Origin of the sequence: Rhodovulum sp. ES.010 (assembly GCF_900142935.1) — a bacterium.
Taxonomy (GTDB): domain Bacteria; phylum Pseudomonadota; class Alphaproteobacteria; order Rhodobacterales; family Rhodobacteraceae; genus Rhodovulum.
Map to the genome: position 1 here is coordinate 2,584,314 of NZ_FSRS01000001.1, position 18,707 is coordinate 2,603,020.

Here is an 18,707-nt window from a genome sequence, read left to right on the forward strand (position 1 = left end):
TGAGCACGGGAGGGTGGGGAAGCCCTGACCGTGGTAATTGTTATTATTTGGGGAAGACCTGATATGCGTAAACACCTCATGGCAACAGCCGCCGTCGGCTGCATGGCCGCCAGCAGCGCGTCTGCGGCCACTCTGAACGGCGAGTTCTGGGATGTCGCGGCCAATACGATCGCCAGCATCGACCAGGCAATCGCCCAAGTGGACGGCGGCACCGACCCGATCACGGCAAGCTTCACGTCGACCGCAATCAACTACGGCGACGGTCCCGGCTGGTCCATCGGATCGCTCTCCGCTTTCCTGAATGCCGACGCCGGGTCCATCGTGGGAACCGACCCGTCCCTCATCCAGGAATCGGTGTTCCGCCTGACCGGCCAGGTGGCTCTCGATGACGGCGACCGGATCGACGTGACGTCCGACGACGGTTTCCGCCTGATCATCGACGGCAGCACCGTCAGCGAGTTCACCGGCCTGCGCGGTCCGAACAATACCACGTCGGCACTCTGGGGCGGCGGCAGCGGCGTGTTCGAGGCGACGTTGTGGTATTTCGAAGGAAACATCTCGCAGGCGCAACTGATCTCGAACCTCGGAGACTACGCGGTCGAACCGGTGCCGGGTCCGGCGGCGGGTCTGCTGCTGCTGACGGGGCTGGGCGGCATGACCGCGCTGCGTCGCCGCCGCAAGGCGGCCTGACAGGGCCCATCGCACGGCAGGGGGCTGCGCCGCGGCGCAGCCCCTTTTCTTTTGTCCTGCGCCCACCGCCCGGCCCTTGCGCTCGCCCGGTCGACGCTTAATCTCGCCCCCGATCAACGAAGGGCAGGGCCCACCGATGACCAAGGACACCCGGACGGTGCCGGCCGGTCCCCCCATCTCCGAACGCGCCGCCAACACCGCCCCCGACAAACGCGCCCCCTCGCTCGCCGCAGCGCTCCGGGCCACCGGCCTCCGCGACGGCGCCACTGTCAGCTTTCACCACCACCTGCGGAACGGCGACGCGCTCCTGAACCTGGCGATGGACCGGATTGCCGCGCTGGGGGTCGGAGACCTTCACCTCGCGCCCTCGTCGCTCTTCCCGGTCCACGCGCCGCTGGCCGATCACATCCGGCGCGGCACCGTCACCCGGCTCTCCACGGCCTATGTGTCCGGTCCCGTGGCGCAGGCCCTGGCCGAGGGCGCGCTGCAGACCCCGGCCGCGCTGCAAACCCATGGCGGCCGCGCCCGCGCGATCGAGGCGGGCGAGTTGCCCATCGACCTCGCCATCGTCGCCGCGCCGATGGCGGACGCCCAAGGGAACCTGACCGGCGCCCACGGCCCCGCGGCCTGCGGCCCGCTCGGCTACCCGATGGTCGATGTCGCCCGCGCGCGCCACGTGATCGCCGTCACCGACTGCCTGTCGGACAGGCCGCTGACCGAGCCCGAAATCCCCGGCGGCCGCGTCGACCAGGTCGTGACCGTCCCGCGCCTCGGCGATGCGGGCCAGATCGTCTCGGGCACCACGCGGCCCACCGAGAAACCGCAGGCGCTGCAGATCGCGACCCTCGCCGCCCGCGTCATCGCCGAATCCGGCCTGCTGACCGACGGCTTTTCCTTCCAGACCGGGGCGGGCGGCATCTCGCTCGCCGCGGCCCGCGACCTCGGCCACATCATGGCCGAGCGCGGCGTCACCGGCAGCTTCGCGTCGGGGGGCATCACCGGCACCCTGGTCGATCTCTTCCGCGCCGGCCTCTTCGCCGAGCTTCTCGACGTGCAGTGCTTCGACCTCGCGGCCGTCGCCTCGTTCCGCGAGGACGCGGCCCACCGCGCGATCTCGGCCAGCGCATACGCCAATCCCCGGCACCGCGACCCGGTCGCGCACCGGCTCGACGCGGTGATCCTCGGCGCGGCCGAGGTCGATCTCGACTTCAACGTGAACGTGACGCTGGGGGCGGACGGGGTGATCCTCGGCGGCTCGGGCGGCCATGCCGACACCGCGGCGGGCGCGAAACTGACCGTGATCACCACCGCGCTCACCGCCCGCGGAACCCCCAAGATCGTGCCGCGCGTCGCCTGCGTCACGACGCCCGGCGCGACCGTCGATGTCGTCGTCACCGAGGCCGGCATCGCCGTGAACCCCCGCGCCGCGGCGCTGGCGGACCGCCTGCGGCACGCGGGCCTGCCGCTCGTGGCCATGGCCGACCTGATGCGGGCCGCGGGCGGCGAAAACAGACCCTGTTCCGGCCCGAAAGGCCCCGTCGTCGCCGTCTCGGAATATCGCGACGGGCGGGTGACGGACGTGATCCACGCCCCTGCGCCCTAGCCCTGCGGCGTCATCCCCTTGCGCGCGCGGCCGCGCTCCAGCCCCAGCCGACGCTCGCGCCAGATGATGAAGACGCCCGCCGCGATCACCAGGCTCGCCCCCGCCAGCATCACCGGCGTCGGCGCCTCGTCGAAGACGATATAGCCGACCGCCAGCGCCAGCAGCATCGAGGCATAGTCGAAGGGCGCCACCACCGCGGCCTCGGCAAACCGGTAGGCCGAGGTCAGGCAGATCTGCGCAAGCCCCCCGAGCAGCCCCGCCAGAACCAGCATCGCCGCCTCGGGCGCGGAGGGCACCACCCAACCGAAGGGCACCGTGGCGAGCGACAGAACCGAGGCCGTCACCGAGAACCAGAACACGATGGCCGAGGTGCGTTCCGTCGCCACCAGCTTGCGCACGAAGACCTGCGCGAGCGCGGCACAGGTCGCGCCCCCCAGCACCACCACCGCGCCCAGCGCCTCGCGCGCGTTCATCGCGTCGCTGCCGAAGGCGCTCAGGCGCGGGCTGAGCACGACCAGGACCCCGACGAGCCCCAGCCCCACCGCGCTGAGCCGGAAGAGCCGCACCCGTTCGCCGAGGAACATCGCGGCGAAGATCACCACCAGGAGCGGCGCGGCATAGCCGATGGCGGTGACCTCGGGCAGCGGCAGCAGGCCGAGGCCGGCGAACATCAGCCCCATCGCGGTGCCGCCCACCAGCCCGCGCCAGAGATGCCCCACGGGATTGCGGGTGCGCAGCCCGTCGGCGAGCGCGCCCTGCCAGGCAAGCCAGGCCAGGATCACGGGGATCGCGAAGAAGGAGCGGAAGAACACCGCCTCGCCCGGCGGCACATGGTCCGCCGTCGCCTTGATCAGCGCCGACATCGCCACGAAGAGGGCGACGGAGGCGAGTTTCAGGGCGATGGCGCGGGCGGGGTTCATGGGAGACTCGGAGGAGGACGGTCCCTGCCTACGCCCGCGGCGGCCGATTGGGAAGGGTCCGGGTTTCGCCTTGCTGCGCAAGGCGACCCGCCGGGGGCTCCGCCCCCGGACCCCCGGAGTACTTGCGCCAAGAAGAAGACGGGGTCAGCCGCCGGAGAGGCGCCCGACCGCCCAGCGCGCGGCATCGGCCACGGCCGGATCGGGGTCGTGGATCAGTCTCCGTACCGGCCCGATCAGGCCCGTGTCGCCGGAATTGCCGATGGCGTAGCAGACATTGCGCACGAAGCGGTCGCGCCCGATCCGCTTGATCGGCGAGCCCGAGAAGCGGGCGCGGAACCCGGCATCGTCGAGCCCGGCCAGCTCTGCGAGCGGAGGCGCGAGAAGGTCGGGGCGGGCGGCGTATCTCGCCTCGGACGCGGCCGCCGCGAACTTGTTCCAGGGGCAGACGGCCAGGCAGTCGTCGCAGCCGTAGATGCGGTTGCCGAGGCCGGGGCGGAGGTCTTCGTCCACCGGCCCCTTGTGCTCGATCGTCAGGTAGGAAATGCAGCGCCGCGCATCGAGTTGAAACGGCGCGGGGAAGGCGCGCGTCGGGCAGATGTCCAGACACGCCGTGCAGCTGCCGCAATGGTCCGCCTCGGGCGGGTCGGGCGGCAACGCGACCGTGGTGAACAGCGCGCCGAGGAAGACCCAGTTGCCCAGATCGCGGCCCAGGAGGTTGGTGTGCTTGCCCTGCCAGCCCAGCCCGGCGGCCTGGGCCAGCGGTTTTTCCATCACCGGGGCGGTGTCGACGAAGACCTTGATTTCCGCCCCCGGCGCCTGCTCGATCAGCCAGCGGCCCAGCCGTTTCAGCCGTTTCTTGACCACGTCGTGATAGTCGCGGTTCTGCGCGTAGACCGAGATCGCCGCGCGGTCGCGCCTTTTCACGACGTCGAGCGGGTCATGGTCGGGCGTATAGGGCTCGGCCAGCATCACCACCGACCGCGCGGCGGGCCAGAGCGCGGCGGGGTTGCCGCGCCAGGCCATCCGCTCGGCCATCCAGCCCATCTGGCCGTGGCGGCCCCGGTCGACGAATGCGGCCAGCCGGGCGGGGGCCTCGGGGATGGCGTCCGGGCGGCAGACGCCCATCGCGGCGAAGCCTTCCGCACGGGCGCGCGCCTTCAGGCGATCCTTCAGCGCCTCGGTCAAAAGTCGAGATTGGCGTAGTGCCGGGGCGGCGGAAAGCCCGGCACTTGGTCGGCCAGGATGTTGCGGAAGGCGGGGCGGGACTTGATCTTGGCGTACCAGTCCTTGACCGCGGAATTGCGGTTCCAGTCCACGTCCGAGATGTAGTCGAGCGCCGAGAGATGCGCGGCCGCCGCGAAATCGGCCAGCGTCATCACGTCGCCGGCCAGCCACCGCCGCTGGTCCAGGAGCCACCCCATGTAGTCGAGGTGATACTTGATCGCCTGCAGCCCCGCCTTGACCGCCCGGCTGTCGGGATAGCCCTCGCCGGTGATCTTCTTGTTCACCTTCTCGTAGATCAGCCGCGCGGTGACCTCGTGGTGGAACTTGTCGTCGAACCAGAAGCAGAGCCGCCGCGCCTCGGCGCGCTCGGCCGGGCCGCCGGGCAACAGCGGCGGTTCGGGGTGGGCCTCGTCGAGATATTCGCAGATCGCCTGGCTTTCGGCGAGGGTCCGGCCGTCCATCCGCAGCACCGGCACCTTGCCGGCGGGGTTGCGGCGCAGGAAGTCGGCGTCGCGCTCCCAGTAGCGTTCCTCGATCAGCTCGACCTCGATCCGCTTTTCGGCCAGCACCAGCCGCACCTTGCGGCAGAAGGGCGACAGCGCGACGTGGTAGAGGCGGTTCATGACATGATCTCCGGGGTTCGGTCCGTGATGCCGCGCCGGGCGGCGTTTTTCAACTCTCGAAGCAGTCGTCGCGCCCGTCGGCGCGAATCGTCGCCGCGCCCTCGCGGATCTGCGCCGCGCGGCGTTGCAGCGCGGGGCTCAGCCGCGCGGGGGTGCGGGCCTTGGGGTCGGGAAGCACGGCCGCCAGCGCGGCCGCCTGCGTGGCCGACAGCGCGGCGGGCGGCACGCCGAAATAGTGCCGCGCGGCGGCATCGATACCGAACACGCCCTCGCCGAACTCGGCGACGTTCAGATAGACCTCCAGGATGCGCCGCTTGGACCAGGTCAGTTCCACCAGCGGCGTGATCACCGCCTCCAGCGCCTTGCGGGTCCAGCTCCGGCCCTGCCAGAGATAGACGTTCTTCACCGTCTGCTGGCTGATCGTCGAGGCGCCGTAGCGCGCGCCCTCGGCCAGCGCGCCGCGGATCGCCGGTATGTCGAAGCCCCAGTGCAGGCAGAAATTCGCGTCCTCGGCGGCCACCGTGGCGCGCCGCATCTCGGGCGCGATGTCCGCGATCGGCACCCAGTGGCGCTCGACCCCGCCCAGCCGGCGCGCCTCGGACCAGATGGTGTAGGTGATGGGCGGGTTCACGACCGAGGGGGCGACGATCAGCGCCCCGGCCAGGGCCAGCGCGGCCAGCGCGCCCCGGCGCAGCCCGCGCCGCAGCCGCACGCGCAGGGGCGCGCGCTCCTTGGCCGCCGCCGTCTTGCGCGTGCGCGCGCCCTTCGCGGGGGCCTTCTTTCGTTTCGTGCTGCTCCGTGCCATGGCCCGCCTGATACCCCAGCGCGCGGCCCTTGACCATCGCCGCGCGCGGCCCCGGCGCAACGAAAAACCCCCGCGGCGGGCACCGCGGGGGTCGGTTCGGCTCGCCGGCAAACAGGCTCTATTCCGCCGGAACCGCGCGTTCCTCGATGCCGAGGGGGTGGCTCAGATGCGGCAGCATCTCCCTGGGGCAGACCTGCAGGAAGTTGCCCTTCTCCAGCTCCCAGTGGTCGAGGATGTCGCGGGCCTTGCGGCTGCCGGTCTCTTCGGCGTGGCGCGCGATCAGGCCCTTCAGCTCCGCCTCCCAGTGCTTCACGGTCACGCCGCAGGTCACCAGCGTTTCCATGTTCATCCGGTCGGTCGCCTCGCCCTCCGGGTCGTAGAGATAGGCCATGCCGCCGGTCATGCCCGCGCCGAAATTGGCCCCGATCGACCCCAGGATCACCGCGATGCCGCCGGTCATGTACTCGCAGCCGTTCGAGCCGCAGCCCTCGACCACGACCTTCGCCCCCGAGTTCCGCACGGCGAAGCGTTCGCCCGCCCGGCCCAGCGCGAAGAGATGCCCGGCCGTCGCGCCGTAAAGCACCGTGTTGCCGATGATCGTGTTGTCCGACGCCTCCAGGGTCGAGGACAGCGGCGGGCGCACCACGATGGTCGCCCCCGACAGCCCCTTGCCGACATAGTCGTTGGCGTCGCCCGCGACGACGATCTTCAACCCCGGCGCGCCGAACGCGCCCAGGGACTGCCCCGCGCTGCCCGCCAGCTTCACCGTCAGGTGGTCGGGCTGCAGCTTGTTGCGCATCCCGAACCGCTTGACGATGTGGCTGGAGGCGCGGGTGCCGATGGTGCGGTCGGTGTTCCGCACCGCGTAGGACACCTGCATCTTCTCGCCGTCCTCGAAGAACGGCGCCGCGTCGCGCAGGATTTCCGCGTCCAGCGTGTCGGGCACCGCCGTGCGCGCCCGCGTGCGGTCGAGCTGCGGCCGGTCGGACGCGTCGACCTGCACCAGCAGCGGGTTCAGGTCGAGATCGTCCAGATGGCCCGAACCGCGGCTGATCTGGGTCAGGAGGTCGGTGCGCCCGATCACCTCGTCGAGGCTGCGCGCGCCGATCTGGCTGAGGATTTCCCGCACTTCCTGCGCGTAGAAGGTGATCAGGTTCACCACCTTGTCGGCATTGCCGGTGAACTTGGCCCGCAGGCGTTCGTCCTGGGTGCAGACGCCCACCGGGCAGGTGTTCGACTGGCACTGCCGCACCATGATGCAGCCCATCGAGATCAGCGCGGCGGTGCCGATGCCGTATTCCTCGGCCCCCATCATCGCCGCCATGACGATGTCGCGCCCGGTGCGCAGGCCCCCGTCGGTCCTCAGCGTCACCCGCTCGCGCAGGTTGTTCATGGTCAGCACCTGGTGCGCCTCTGTCAGGCCCATCTCCCACGGGAGCCCGGCATACTTGATCGAGGTCGCCGGCGAGGCCCCGGTGCCGCCGTTATGCCCCGAAATCAGGATCACGTCGGCCTTGGCCTTGGCCACGCCCGCCGCGATCGTGCCGACGCCGGAAGAGGCCACCAGCTTGACCGTCACCTTGGCGCGCGGGTTGATCTGTTTCAGGTCATAGATCAGCTGCGCCAGGTCCTCGATCGAGTAGATGTCGTGGTGCGGCGGGGGCGAGATCAGCGTCACGCCCTTGGTGGAATGGCGCAGCCGCGCGATGAGGTCGGTGACCTTCATCCCCGGCAACTGGCCGCCCTCGCCGGGCTTGGCGCCCTGGGCGACCTTGATTTCCAGTTCCTCGCAGTGGTTGAGGTATTCCGCCGTCACGCCGAACCGCCCCGAGGCGACCTGCTTGATCTTGGCCGAGGCATTGTCGCCGTTCGGCTCGGGGTGGAAATGCGCCGGGTCCTCGCCGCCCTCGCCCGAGTCCGACTTGGCGCCGATCCGGTTCATCGCCACGTTCAGCGTCTTGTGCGCCTCGGGCGACAGCGCGCCCAGGCTCATCCCCGGCGTGACGAACCGCTTGCGGATCGAGGTGATCGATTCCACCTCCTCGATCGGGATCGGCTTGCCCGCGGGCTTGATGTCCAGCAGGTCGCGCAGGTGGATCGGCGGATGCGCCCGCATCGCCGCCGAAAACTGCTTCCACATCTCGTAGGAGGCGTTGTCGCAGGCCCTCTGCATGATCGCCATGGTCTTGGCTTCCCAGGCGTGGGTCTCGCCGGTGCGCCGCGCCTTGTAGAAGCCGCCGATCGGCAGCACGTCCTGCCCCCCGCGCCAGCCGCGCCGGTGCACCTCTTCCAGCTTGCGCTGGATGCCGGTCACGCCGATGCCCGAGATGCGGCTGTGCATGCCGGGGAAATACTCCGCGCACAGCGCCCGGCTCAGCCCCACGGCCTCGAAGTTGAGCCCGCCGCGATAGGACGAGATCACCGAGATGCCCATCTTGGACATGATCTTCAAAAGGCCCAGGTCGGTGGCCTTGCGGAACCGCGCCACGGCTTCGGTCAGCGAACAGTCCAGCAGCCCGCGCTCGATCCGGTCGGCCAGCGTGTCTTCGGCGAGGTAGGCGTTGACCGTCGTCGCCCCGCAGCCCACCAGCACCGCGAAGTAATGCGGGTCGATGCATTCCGCCGAGCGCACGTTGAGCGAGGTGAAGGTCCGCAGCCCCTTGCGCGTCAGCCAGCTATGCACGGCGCTGGTCGCAAGGATCATCGGCATCGGCACCTTGGCCTCGTTCTGGTGCTGGTCGGTCAGCACCAGGTGCCCCGCGCCCGAGCGCACGGCATCCTCCGCCTCGGCCCGGATCCGGTGCAGCGCGTCGCGCAGCGCATCCGGCCCCGCGCCCGCCGGGAAGGTGCAGTCGATCTCGGTCATCGGGACGACGAACTGGTCGACCAGCGCCTGGAACTGCGCGTTGCCCAGGAACGGGCTTTCCAGGATGATGATCCGGGTCTGGCTGCCGTCCTCGTCCAGCACGTTGCGCAGGTTGCCGAACCGCGTCTTCAGGCTCATCACCCGGTATTCGCGCAAACTATCGATCGGCGGGTTCGTCACCTGGCTGAAATTCTGCCGGAAGAAGTGGCTGAGCGGGCGATACTTCTCGGACAGCACCGCGCTGGGCGTGTCGTCGCCCATCGACGCGATGGCCTCCTTGCCGTCCTCGGCCATCGGCATCAGGATCGTCTCGACCTCCTCGACCGAGAAGCCCGCCGCGATCTGCCGCTTGCGCAGCTCGCCGCCCTGGAACAGCGGCGCCTCCTCGGCGCTGGACAGCGAGGCGTCAAGCTCGTGCACCTTCTCCAGCCAGTTGCCGAAGGGCTGGCTCGCGGCCAGCATGTCCTTGAGCTCGCCGTCGTGGTAGAGCTTGCCCTCCTTCATATCCACGGCGATCATCTGCCCCGGACCCAGCGCGCCCTTCTCGCGCGCGATCGCCTCGTCGGTCGGCACCATCCCGATTTCCGACCCGGCCACCAGCAGCCCGTCGCCGGTCACCACATAGCGCATCGGCCGCAGCCCGTTGCGGTCGAGCCCCCCGCAGACCCAGCGCCCATCGGTCATCGCCAGCGCGGCGGGGCCGTCCCAGGGCTCCATCACCGAGTTCACATAGGCATACATGCTGCGCCAGCTTTCGGGCAGCTCCACCGCCTGGTTCGACCAGGCCTCGGGCACCAGCATCGTCTTGGCCATCGGCGCGTTGCGGCCCGCCCGCACCAGCACCTCGAACACCGAATCCAGCGCCGCGGAGTCGGACGAGCCCTGCGCCACGATCGGCTTGATATCCTCGGCCAGGTCCCCGAAGGCCGAGGACGCCATGCGGATTTCATGGCTCTTCAGCCAGTTCAGGTTGCCCTTCAGCGTGTTGATCTCGCCGTTATGGGCGAGCATGCGGAAGGGTTGCGCCAGCCACCATTGCGGGAAGGTGTTGGTGGAATAGCGCTGGTGGTAGATGGCGAAGGCCGACGCGAAGCGTTCGTCCTGCAGGTCGGGATAGAACTCAGCCACCTGCTCGGCCAGCATCATGCCCTTGTAGATCACGCTGCGGCAGGACAGCGAACACAGATAGAGCGTCGGCACCTGCGCGGCGGCCGCGGCCTTCTCGATCCGGCGGCGGATCACGTAAAGCTCGCGCTCGAAGGTGTCCTCGTCCACGCCCTTGGAATTCGAGATCAGGATCTGCTCGATCTCGGGGCGCGTCGCGTTGGCCTTCTCGCCCAGCACCTCGGTATTCACCGGCACGTGGCGCCAGCCGTAGATGTAATAGCCCATCCGCAGGACCTCGGTCTCCACGATGGTCCGGCAGACCTCCTGCGCGGCGAAATCGGTCCGCGGCAGGAACACCTGGCCGACCGCGATCAGCCGCTCGGGATGCGGTTCGTGCCCGGTGCGGCGGATCTGGTCGTAGAAGAACGGCACCGGGATCTGCACATGGATGCCCGCGCCATCACCGGTCTTGCCGTCGGCATCCACCGCGCCGCGGTGCCAGACCGCCTTGAGCGCGTCGATCCCGTTCTCGACCACCTTGCGCGACGGCTTGCCGTCGATCGCGACGACCAGGCCGACCCCGCAGGAGGCATGCTCGTCATCGGGGCGGTACAGGCCGGTCTCGGCCATGCAGGCACGCTTGGCTTCCTCGCGGGCCACCCAGGCGGCGTCGTACTTGGTCATGACGTCTCTCCTTGATCCGTGACTCCGTAAAGCGCGAGCGTTTCGGCTTCGGTCAGTCTCTGATGGTCGCCGGCAAAGGCATGGCCGGACGGTTTGGCGTCGATATAGATCTCTTGGGTCATCTCCAGCCCCTCGAGGCTGTCCAGCGTGCCGGCCATGACCGCCGTCATGCCCTGCATCGGCCCCGGCGCGGTCATCCGCCAGAACAGGTTGGCGCCGCAGACCCCGCAAAAGCCGCGCTCGGCCCAGTCGGACGAGGCGTAGGTGCGGATGTTCTCCGCGCCCTCCCAGGCGATGCCGCCGGGGGCGACGTCGATCGCGAAGGCCAGCGCCCCGGTCCAGCGGCGGCACATGCCGCAATGGCAGGCGCCATAGCCCTCGGGCGTCTCTGTCAGCCGATAGCGCACCGCCCCGCACAGGCAGCCGCCCTGACGTGATGCTCCGGTCATTCGTTCGCTCCCTCGACAAAGCGGTGGCACGCCTCGTACGCGGCCTGGCTCACCCGCGCATGCGATCCCTGCAGCCGGACGCAGGCAAGGGCCCGTTCGGCATAAACCTCTCGGTCCAGCGCAAAACCGGCCGCAGCGTCGAACAGGCCCGGCATCAGGTCGTAATCTCCGCCGTCGTCCCGGATCCACAGATGCGTGCCGCAGACCGGACAGAACGCGCGCTCGGCGAAAGGTGACGACCGGAAGGCCGCGACCTCGCCGGTGACGCGGACATCCTCGGCGGCCGCCGTCACGACCCACATCGCCGCGCCGGTCCAGCGACGGCAGGCCGCACAATGGCATGCGGAAACCGCTGCCGACCGGGGCGCGGCGTCGATCCGCACCCCTCCGCAGAGGCATTGTCCGTCGATCGTGGCGGTTTGCGCGTTCATCTTTCCTCAAGATTGCGGGTCAGTATCGCTGTCTCATCTGCGGGCGGCGGTCCGACAAAAGTCCGATGGAAGTCCGACGGAATTCCGATGAAAGTCCGATTGCCGCTTTTCCGTGCAGGCGACCGGCTCCGCGTCACTCCGCGGCCACCTGCGCGGGCTGGGCGAGGTAGTCGAGAATGCTGTCGGCCGCCTCGCGCCCGTCGCGGATCGCCCAGACCACCAGGCTCGCGCCGCGCACGATATCGCCCACCGCGAACACGCCCGGCAGGCTGGTCTCGTGGCTGCGGAAATCGGCCTTGACCGTGCCCCAGCGGGTGACTTCCAGCGCGGTCTCGCCCCACAGCGTCGGCAGGTCCTCGGCTTCGAAGCCCAGCGCCTTGATGACCAGATCGGCGGGTTCGACGTAATCGGCGCCCTCGATCACCTCGGGGGTCTGGCGCCCGGTGGCATCCGGCGGGCCCAGGCGCATCTTCTGCACCATGACCGATTCCACCGGGTCGCCGGCAAAGCCCTTGGGCGCCGAAAGCCACACGAATTCAACGCCTTCCTCCTCGGCGTTCTGCACCTCGCGCTGGCTGCCCGGCATGTTGGCCCGGTCGCGGCGATAGAGGCATTTCACGCTCTCCGCGCCCTGCCGCACGGCGGTCCGCACGCAGTCCATGGCCGTGTCGCCGCCGCCGATCACCACGACGCGCTTGCCCTGCGCGTTCAACTCGCCGCTGTCGTATTCCGGCACGCTGTCGCCGAAGCCCACGCGGTTGGACGCGGTCAGGTAGTCGATGGCGCGCACGATGCCCGGCACGCCGACGCCCGGCGCCTGCAGGTCGCGCGACTTGTAGACACCCGTGGCGATCAGCACCGCGTCGTGCTTGGCGCGCAGGTCGTCGAAGCCGATATCCTCGCCCACGTTGCAGTTCAGAACGAACTCCACCCCGCCCTCTTCGAGCTGGGTGTTGCGGCGCATCACGACCTCTTTCTCAAGCTTGAAGCCGGGAATGCCATAGGTCATCAGCCCGCCCGCGCGGTCGTAGCGGTCATAGACGGTGACCTGCAGCCCCGCCCGGCGCAGCCGGTCGGCGGCGGCAAGCCCGCCGGGCCCCGCGCCGATGATTCCCACGCTTTCGGGCCGGTCCTCGGCCGGCCGGATCGGCTGGACCCAGCCCTCTTCCCAGGCGGTGTCGGTGATGTATTTCTCGACCGCGCCGATGGTGACGGTGCCGTGGCCCGACTGTTCGATCACGCAATTGCCTTCGCACAGCCGGTCCTGCGGGCAGATGCGGCCGCAGATCTCGGGAAAGGTGTTCGTGGCCTGGCTGATCTCGTAGGCCTCCCGCAGCCGGCCCTCGGCGGTCAGGCGCAGCCAGTCGGGGATGTTGTTGTGCAGCGGGCAATGGGTCTGGCAGTAGGGCACGCCGCACTGGCTGCAGCGCGCGGCCTGCTCGGCGGCCTTCTCGGCGGCGTATTCGCCGTAGATCTCGTGAAAGTCGTGGGCGCGCGTGTCGGCGGCCCGCTTGGCAGGCATTTCCTTGGCGACGCTGACGAACTGAAGCATCTGACGCTTCGACATGGGAACTCCTCCGACACGGATTCCGGGCGCTTCGAGCCGCTTCTATACGCAGCTTGTCCGCGAATTAAAAGTCACAACCACTGACATAAAAGGAGTTCATCTCACGCGGCCGTTATTTTGCGCGCTTCGAATCGCGGATTTCTGGGCAGTATTTATGACCTAAATGCCGCCTTTCCTCTCCAAATCAACCGCCTATGCTACAGGCGTCGCGTTGAGGAAGCTGCCCGGCATGGAACTCTACAACCTTCTGCTGATCGCCGTGATCCAGGGGATCACCGAGTTCCTGCCGATTTCCTCGTCGGGGCACCTGATTCTGTTGCCGCAACTCACGGGGCTCGACGATCAGGGCCAGGTGATCGACGTCGCCGTGCATGTCGGCACCCTCGGCGCCGTGATCCTCTACTTCCGCAAGGACGCAATGCTGGCTCTAGGGGGGCTCGGCCGCCTGATGAAGGGCCAGATCGACACGCCGGGGGCCTTTCTCGCGCTCTGCCTTGTCGTGGCGACCCTCCCGGTGGTGGTTCTGGGCCTGATCATCGAACTCACCGGGCTGGACGAGGCGATGCGCAACATCGCCGTGATCGGCTGGACGATGCTCGCCTTCGGCCTCGTGCTGTGGTGGGTCGACACCCGCGCGCCCCAGACCCGCAAGGCCCCGGGCTGGACGCTGAAGCACGCCGCGATCATGGGGATGTGGCAGGCGATCGCCCTGATCCCCGGCACCTCGCGCTCGGGCATCACCATCACCGGCGCGCGGGCGCTTGGCTATGCGCGGCCCGACGCCGCAAGGCTGGCCATGCTGATGTCGATTCCCACCATCCTGGCCTCGGGGCTGCTTCTGGGCGGCGAGGTGATCCTGGAGGCGGACCTTGCCATGGCGCGCGACGGCGCGATCGCCGCCGGCTTCGCCTTCGTCTCGGCGCTGATCGCGCTGGCGGTGATGATGCGGCTCGCCCGCTCGATCAGCTTCACGCCCTACGTGATCTACCGGGTGATCCTCGGCATCACCCTCTTGGCGATCGCCTACGGCTAAGAGCGCATACGCTTGGCCGATTCCCGGATTTCGTAAAACTGGCCGGACGGGCGATAGCGCCAGAGATATTCCGGAATCACCGCTTCCATCGCCACCGGGTCGATCCCGAGATCGGCGAAGCCGCGGGCGTCGGCGGCCACCACGTTGTCGACGGCCAGATTCGCCACCTGGTCGCGCGTGAGCATGGAATTCTTGAACAGCTCCAACGACAGCCGCTGCAGCAGGTCGAAGAAGGTGCCCATCGCGGCGGACAGGAAGAGCGGCAGGTTCAGCACGATCCGGTTCGGCCGCGCGATCACCTCGAGCATTTCTTCCATGAGTTCGGAGAACGTCCGCACCTCGGGCCCACCCAGTTCGTAGATGCCGGGCTCTGCCTGCCCGGTCACGCCCAGCATCGCGGCCTTGGCGACATCGTCCACGTAGACCGGCTGAAACCGGGTGCCCCCACCCGTCACCGGCAGCACCGGCGAGAACCGGGCCATCGAGGCGAAGCGGTTGAAGAACTGGTCCTCGGGTCCGAAGATCACCGAGGGGCGCAGGATGACGGCATTGGGGAAATGCGTTCGCACGGCCTCCTCGCCCTGTGCCTTGGTCTGCGCATAGGTGCTTTTCGACCTGGCGTCCGCACCGATCGCCGAGACATGCACAAGACGCTGGACCCCGGCCTTCGCGGCCTCCTCGGCCACGTGCAGCGCGCCGTAGTGCTGGACAAGGCCGAAGGTGTTGCGCCCCACCTCGTTGAGGATGCCCACGCAGTTGACCGCCGCATCCGCCCCCTGCAGCACGGAGGCCACCGACTCTCGGTCGCGGATGTTGCACAGCACGGGCTCCAACTGGCCGACCGCCCCGTAGGTGCGCACGAAGATCGCCTCGTTCGGCCGCCGCACGGCGACGCGCACCCGCCACCCGGCCTCGGCCATGCGCCGCGCCACATAACGGCCCACGAAGCCCGAGCCTCCGAAGATCGTGACCAGTCCGGTCATGAGCTGCCTCCCTCGCGAATTGCGCCTTGTCCCGCAATATAGGGCGCATCCCCCCCCTGCAAGACATCGGCCCGGCCCCTGCAAATCGGCGTTGACTCCCCCTCCGGCGCTCTGTAAGTGACCGCCTCACGACACCTGCCCAGGTGGCGGAATTGGTAGACGCGCTAGCTTCAGGTGCTAGTGTCCGTATGGACGTGGAGGTTCGAGTCCTCTCCTGGGCACCAACCCCTCAGCTTCAGGGGCCGCAGTGGCGAACTTCCTGCATGTAAACGATATTCCCGCGGATCTCGACCTCGGGCCCTGCGTCGCGATCGATTGCGAGACGATGGGGCTCAACCCGCATCGCGATCGGCTGTGCGTGGTGCAGATGTCCGGCGGCGACGGGGACGCGCACCTGGTGCAGATCGGGCAGGGCCAGACCCAGGCGCCGAACCTGGCGCGGATGCTGGCCGACCCTAACGTTCTGAAACTGTTCCATTTCGGCCGGTTCGACATAGCAGCGCTGCTGAACACGTTCGGCGTCCTGACCGCGCCGGTCTACTGCACCAAGATCGCGTCGAAACTGGTGCGAACCTACACCGACCGGCACGGGCTGAAATACCTCCTCCAGGAACTGCTGGAGATCGACATCTCGAAACAGCAGCAAAGCTCCGACTGGGGCGCGGCGACGCTGAGCGAGGCGCAACTCGCCTACGCGGCTTCGGATGTGCTCCACCTGCATGCGCTCAAGGCCAAGCTCGACGGGATGCTGGCGCGCGAGGGTCGGAACGAAATGGCGCAGGCCTGTTTCGACTTCCTGCCGATGCGCGCGCGGCTCGACCTCGCCGGCTGGCCCGAGATCGACGTGTTCGCCCATTGAGGCCATCGCGATGAACCGCGACGCCTATATCGCCATCGGCCGCCGGGTGCTGTCGCGCGAGGCCGCCGCGGTTGCCGCGCTGGGCGACGCGCTGGGCGACAGCTTTGCCGCCGCTGTGGAGTTGGTCCTCGCCGCGCCAGGCCGGGTCATCGTTTCGGGCATGGGGAAATCGGGCCATGTCGGGCGCAAGATCGCGGCGACGCTGGCCTCCACCGGCACGCCCGCCCATTTCGTCCACCCCGCCGAGGCGAGCCATGGCGACCTCGGCATGCTGGCGCGGGGCGACGTGTGTCTCGTGCTGTCGAATTCGGGCGAGACGCCGGAACTGGCCGACATCATCGGCTACACCCGCCGCTTCGCGATCCCGCTGATCGGGGTGGCGGGCCGCGCCGACAGCACGCTCTTGCGTCAGGCCGACGTCGCGCTGCTGCTGCCCTCCGCCGAGGAAGCCTGCCCCATGGGCCTCGCCCCCACGACCTCGACCACGATGACGCTCGCGCTGGGCGACGCCTTGGCCGTGGCGCTGATGGAGCACCGCCAGTTCTCGCCCGAGAACTACCGCGAGTTCCATCCGGGTGGAAAGCTGGGCGCGCGGCTGTCGAAGGTCGCCGACCTGATGCATACCGGCGAGGAGGTGCCGCTGGTGCCCCTGGACACGGCCATGGCCGATGCGCTCCTGACGATGAGCCGCAAGAGCTTCGGCGTCGTGGGCGTTACCGACGCCGAGGGCCGGCTGGCGGGCATCGTCACCGATGGCGACCTCCGGCGCCACATGGAGGGGCTCCTGGAGCGGCGCGTGGACGAGGTGATGACGGCCTCGCCCCTGACCATCGGCCCCGACGATCTGGCCGAAAAGGCGCTGGGGATGATGAACGGGCGCAAGATCACCTGCCTGTTCGTGGTCGGCGCGGATGCGCGGCCGCAGGGCATCCTGCATATCCACGACTGCCTGCGCGCCGGGGTCGCCTGAGGCATGGCCTCGTGGGACAACACCTATTCCCGCTTCATCGCGCTTGCCAAGATCGTGCTTCCGCTGGCCGCGCTGGGCCTTCTCTCGACCCTGTTCCTGATTTCGCGGGGTCCGGGCGGCGGTGAAGACCTGCCCTACGCCCAGGTCGAGATCGACGAGTTGCTGCGCGAACAGAGGATCGGCGCGCCGACCTATGCCGGCGTCACCCGCGACGGCACCGCGATCGCCGTGACCGCCGAGACCGCGCGGCCCGACGCCGAGGCCCCGGGCCGCGCCACGGCGCAACGGATGCGCGCCCGGCTCGATCTGCCCGATGGCAGCCACGCCGACATCTCGGCGGCCCAGGGCACCATCGACACCGCCGCGCAGACGGCCATCCTGGACGGGCGCGCGCGCATCGAGACGTCGACCGGATACCAGGTGCGGGCCGCGCGCATCACCTCCGCCCTCGGTCGGACCGAAGTGATCGCCGACGGCCCTGTAGATGCCGACGGGCCCCCCGGCCGGATCGATGCGGGTGCCATGGAGCTTACCGCGGCACCCGGCGCCGAAACGCGCTACGTTCTGGTTTTCAAGGACGGCGTCAAGCTGGTATACGATCCCGGTCGGTAGGGAAGGGCTTTGATTTTGACGTTTCGCACCAGCGTGATCGCATCGATCCTCGCGTTGGCGCCAGCCCTTGCGGTGGCGCAGGGGGCGCAGATCGCGTTCGGCGCGCTCTCCCACGATGCCAGCCAGCCCGTCGAGGTCACGTCGGAGCGGCTGGACGTCGACCAGGGCGACGGCACCGCGGTTTTTTCCGGCGAGGTTCTGGTCGGCCAGGGCGACATGCGCCTGTCGGCCGACGAAGTGCTGGTCGTCTATGCGGAAGACGCCGCCGCGGGCAGCGGCCGCATCGCGCGGCTGGAGGCGATGGGCAGCGTGCTGCTGGCGCTGGGCGACGAGGCCGCCGAGGCCCAGCGCGCGGTCTACAGCATCGACAGCGGGACCATCGTGATGTCCGGCAACGTGCTGCTGACCCAGGGTCCGAGCGCGATCGGCGGAGAGCGGCTTGTCGTCGACCTCGACAGCGGGACGGGCACCATGGAGGGTCGGGTGCGCACCGTGCTGCAGCCCGGCAACGGCGAATGAGCGCGGATGGCGGCGCGCTGCGGGTCGCCGAAGGCGCGGCCGGGCTGAAGGTCACCGACCTGCGCAAGAACTATCGCCGCCGCCCGGTGATCCGCGACGTGAGCCTCAGCCTCGACCGGGGCGAGGTGGTGGCGCTCTTGGGGCCCAATGGATCGGGCAAGACGACATGTTTCTACGCCGTCGCCGGGCTCGTCCGGCCCGAGGGCGGGCGGGTGATGATCGACGGGCGCGACGTGACGGGGCTGCCGATGTATCGCCGCGCGCGCATGGGCATCGGCTACCTGCCGCAGGAAGTCTCGATTTTTCGCGGGCTCAGCGTCGAAGACAACATCAACGCCATCCTGGAGATCGTGGAGCCCGACCGCCACAAGCGGCGCGAACGGCTGGAAGAATTGCTCTCCGAGTTTTCCATCGAGCATCTTCGCCGCGCGCCGGCTCTCTCTCTCTCTGGCGGCGAACGCCGGCGGGTCGAGATCGCGCGCTGCCTTGCCGCGAACCCGAAATACCTGCTGCTGGACGAACCCTTCGCCGGGGTCGACCCGATCGCCGTCGGCGAGATCCGCACGCTCGTCGCGGACCTCAGGACCCGCGGGATCGGCGTGCTCATCACCGACCACAACGTCCGCGAGACGCTGGAAATCGTCGACCGCGCCTATATCCTGCACGATGGCAAGGTGCTGATGAGCGGCACGACCCAGGAGGTGATCCGCGACGAAAATGTGCGCAGGGTCTATCTCGGCCACAGTTTCCGGATCACCTGAC

17 protein-coding genes and 1 tRNA gene are annotated in these 18,707 nt (G+C 69.0%); 9 read left to right on the top strand and 9 right to left on the bottom strand.

Annotated elements, in window-relative coordinates:
• Nucleotides 1–63: 63 nt before the first annotated feature.
• Both BUR28_RS12730 and BUR28_RS12735 read left to right on the top strand, forming a co-directional pair.
• A complete protein-coding gene (locus tag BUR28_RS12730) occupies nt 64–690 on the top strand; it encodes a VPLPA-CTERM sorting domain-containing protein (RefSeq protein WP_083626632.1) in 627 nt (208 codons plus the stop codon).
• A 136-nt stretch (nt 691–826) separates the two neighbouring features.
• Complete coding sequence (locus tag BUR28_RS12735) at nt 827–2,293, top strand: citrate lyase subunit alpha (protein ID WP_083626634.1); 1,467 nt, start codon at nt 827–829, stop codon at nt 2,291–2,293.
• On the opposite strand, the gene BUR28_RS12740 is transcribed toward BUR28_RS12735, so the two are convergent.
• The 8 genes from BUR28_RS12740 to BUR28_RS12775 form a co-directional block, all read right to left on the bottom strand.
• The gene (locus BUR28_RS12740) at nt 2,290–3,213 is read right to left on the bottom strand and encodes a DMT family transporter (RefSeq protein WP_074220471.1); all 924 of its coding nucleotides are present in this window, start codon (nt 3,211–3,213) and stop codon (nt 2,290–2,292) included. The two genes, BUR28_RS12735 and BUR28_RS12740, sit on opposite strands and share 4 nt — an antisense overlap.
• A gap of 144 nt (nt 3,214–3,357) precedes the next feature.
• A complete protein-coding gene (gene queG, locus BUR28_RS12745) occupies nt 3,358–4,398 on the bottom strand; it encodes a tRNA epoxyqueuosine(34) reductase QueG (RefSeq protein WP_256370885.1) in 1,041 nt (346 codons plus the stop codon).
• A complete protein-coding gene (locus tag BUR28_RS12750) occupies nt 4,395–5,060 on the bottom strand; it encodes an FtsZ-binding protein FzlA (RefSeq protein WP_074220472.1) in 666 nt (221 codons plus the stop codon). The genes queG and BUR28_RS12750 overlap by 4 nt, the downstream gene beginning before the upstream one ends.
• Nucleotides 5,061–5,109: 49 nt before the next feature.
• Entirely contained in the window at nt 5,110–5,865 is a 756-nt protein-coding gene (mtgA, locus tag BUR28_RS12755) for a monofunctional biosynthetic peptidoglycan transglycosylase (RefSeq protein ID WP_074220473.1), read from the bottom strand.
• A 118-nt stretch (nt 5,866–5,983) separates the two neighbouring features.
• Entirely contained in the window at nt 5,984–10,522 is a 4,539-nt protein-coding gene (gene gltB / locus BUR28_RS12760) for a glutamate synthase large subunit (RefSeq protein ID WP_074220474.1), read from the bottom strand.
• Nucleotides 10,519–10,971 carry a GFA family protein gene (locus tag BUR28_RS12765; RefSeq protein ID WP_074220475.1) on the bottom strand — a complete coding sequence of 151 codons (453 nt, stop codon included), beginning with the start codon at nt 10,969–10,971 and terminating at the stop codon, nt 10,519–10,521. The genes gltB and BUR28_RS12765 overlap by 4 nt, the downstream gene beginning before the upstream one ends.
• A complete protein-coding gene (locus BUR28_RS12770; protein ID WP_254813745.1) occupies nt 10,968–11,354 on the bottom strand; it encodes a GFA family protein in 387 nt (128 codons plus the stop codon). The genes BUR28_RS12765 and BUR28_RS12770 overlap by 4 nt, the downstream gene beginning before the upstream one ends.
• Before the next feature lie 181 nt (nt 11,355–11,535).
• Nucleotides 11,536–12,969 carry an NAD(P)-dependent oxidoreductase gene (locus BUR28_RS12775; protein WP_074220477.1) on the bottom strand — a complete coding sequence of 478 codons (1,434 nt, stop codon included), beginning with the start codon at nt 12,967–12,969 and terminating at the stop codon, nt 11,536–11,538.
• 229 nt (nt 12,970–13,198) lie between these two features.
• Between BUR28_RS12775 and BUR28_RS12780 the strand changes: the two genes are divergently transcribed.
• Nucleotides 13,199–14,002: an undecaprenyl-diphosphate phosphatase gene (locus BUR28_RS12780; protein WP_074220478.1), complete on the top strand. Its 804-nt coding sequence runs from the start codon at nt 13,199–13,201 to the stop codon at nt 14,000–14,002.
• Here BUR28_RS12780 and BUR28_RS12785 read toward each other — a convergent pair.
• Nucleotides 13,999–14,985 carry a complex I NDUFA9 subunit family protein gene (locus BUR28_RS12785; RefSeq protein WP_074220479.1) on the bottom strand — a complete coding sequence of 329 codons (987 nt, stop codon included), beginning with the start codon at nt 14,983–14,985 and terminating at the stop codon, nt 13,999–14,001. The two genes, BUR28_RS12780 and BUR28_RS12785, sit on opposite strands and share 4 nt — an antisense overlap.
• A 137-nt stretch (nt 14,986–15,122) precedes the next feature.
• Between BUR28_RS12785 and BUR28_RS12790 the strand changes: the two genes are divergently transcribed.
• The 6 genes from BUR28_RS12790 (at nt 15,123) to lptB (ending at nt 18,706) form a co-directional block, all read left to right on the top strand.
• Nucleotides 15,123–15,209 (top strand) — tRNA-Leu (locus BUR28_RS12790).
• Between the two features lie 23 nt (nt 15,210–15,232).
• Complete coding sequence (locus BUR28_RS12795; RefSeq protein WP_074220480.1) at nt 15,233–15,844, top strand: ribonuclease D; 612 nt, start codon at nt 15,233–15,235, stop codon at nt 15,842–15,844.
• Between the two features lie 10 nt (nt 15,845–15,854).
• Nucleotides 15,855–16,814 (top strand): KpsF/GutQ family sugar-phosphate isomerase, encoded by a 960-nt coding sequence (locus BUR28_RS12800; protein ID WP_074220481.1) that lies wholly within the window; start codon nt 15,855–15,857, stop codon nt 16,812–16,814.
• Between the two features lie 3 nt (nt 16,815–16,817).
• Nucleotides 16,818–17,426 carry a hypothetical protein gene (locus tag BUR28_RS12805; RefSeq protein WP_074220482.1) on the top strand — a complete coding sequence of 203 codons (609 nt, stop codon included), beginning with the start codon at nt 16,818–16,820 and terminating at the stop codon, nt 17,424–17,426.
• A 36-nt stretch (nt 17,427–17,462) separates the two neighbouring features.
• Entirely contained in the window at nt 17,463–17,945 is a 483-nt protein-coding gene (locus BUR28_RS12810) for an LptA/OstA family protein (protein WP_083626808.1), read from the top strand.
• The gene (lptB, locus tag BUR28_RS12815) at nt 17,942–18,706 is read left to right on the top strand and encodes an LPS export ABC transporter ATP-binding protein (protein ID WP_074220484.1); all 765 of its coding nucleotides are present in this window, start codon (nt 17,942–17,944) and stop codon (nt 18,704–18,706) included. The genes BUR28_RS12810 and lptB overlap by 4 nt, the downstream gene beginning before the upstream one ends.
• The last annotated feature ends 1 nt before the right edge of the window (nt 18,707 follow it).

Bases quoted from the DNA above. Each gene is read 5' to 3' on its own strand.
- BUR28_RS12785 (WP_074220479.1), bottom strand. From the start codon at position 14,985: ATGACCGGACTGGTCACGATCTTCGGAGGCTCGGGCTTCGTGGGCCGT.
- lptB (WP_074220484.1), top strand. From the start codon at position 17,942: ATGAGCGCGGATGGCGGCGCGCTGCGGGTCGCCGAAGGCGCGGCCGGG.
- BUR28_RS12740 (WP_074220471.1), bottom strand. From the start codon at position 3,213: ATGAACCCCGCCCGCGCCATCGCCCTGAAACTCGCCTCCGTCGCCCTC.
- BUR28_RS12780 (WP_074220478.1), top strand. From the start codon at position 13,199: ATGGAACTCTACAACCTTCTGCTGATCGCCGTGATCCAGGGGATCACC.
- BUR28_RS12800 (WP_074220481.1), top strand. From the start codon at position 15,855: ATGAACCGCGACGCCTATATCGCCATCGGCCGCCGGGTGCTGTCGCGC.
- BUR28_RS12765 (WP_074220475.1), bottom strand. From the start codon at position 10,971: ATGACCGGAGCATCACGTCAGGGCGGCTGCCTGTGCGGGGCGGTGCGC.
- BUR28_RS12750 (WP_074220472.1), bottom strand. From the start codon at position 5,060: ATGAACCGCCTCTACCACGTCGCGCTGTCGCCCTTCTGCCGCAAGGTG.
- BUR28_RS12735 (WP_083626634.1), top strand. From the start codon at position 827: ATGACCAAGGACACCCGGACGGTGCCGGCCGGTCCCCCCATCTCCGAA.
- BUR28_RS12730 (WP_083626632.1), top strand. From the start codon at position 64: ATGCGTAAACACCTCATGGCAACAGCCGCCGTCGGCTGCATGGCCGCC.
- mtgA (WP_074220473.1), bottom strand. From the start codon at position 5,865: ATGGCACGGAGCAGCACGAAACGAAAGAAGGCCCCCGCGAAGGGCGCG.
- BUR28_RS12775 (WP_074220477.1), bottom strand. From the start codon at position 12,969: ATGTCGAAGCGTCAGATGCTTCAGTTCGTCAGCGTCGCCAAGGAAATG.
- BUR28_RS12805 (WP_074220482.1), top strand. From the start codon at position 16,818: ATGGCCTCGTGGGACAACACCTATTCCCGCTTCATCGCGCTTGCCAAG.
- gltB (WP_074220474.1), bottom strand. From the start codon at position 10,522: ATGACCAAGTACGACGCCGCCTGGGTGGCCCGCGAGGAAGCCAAGCGT.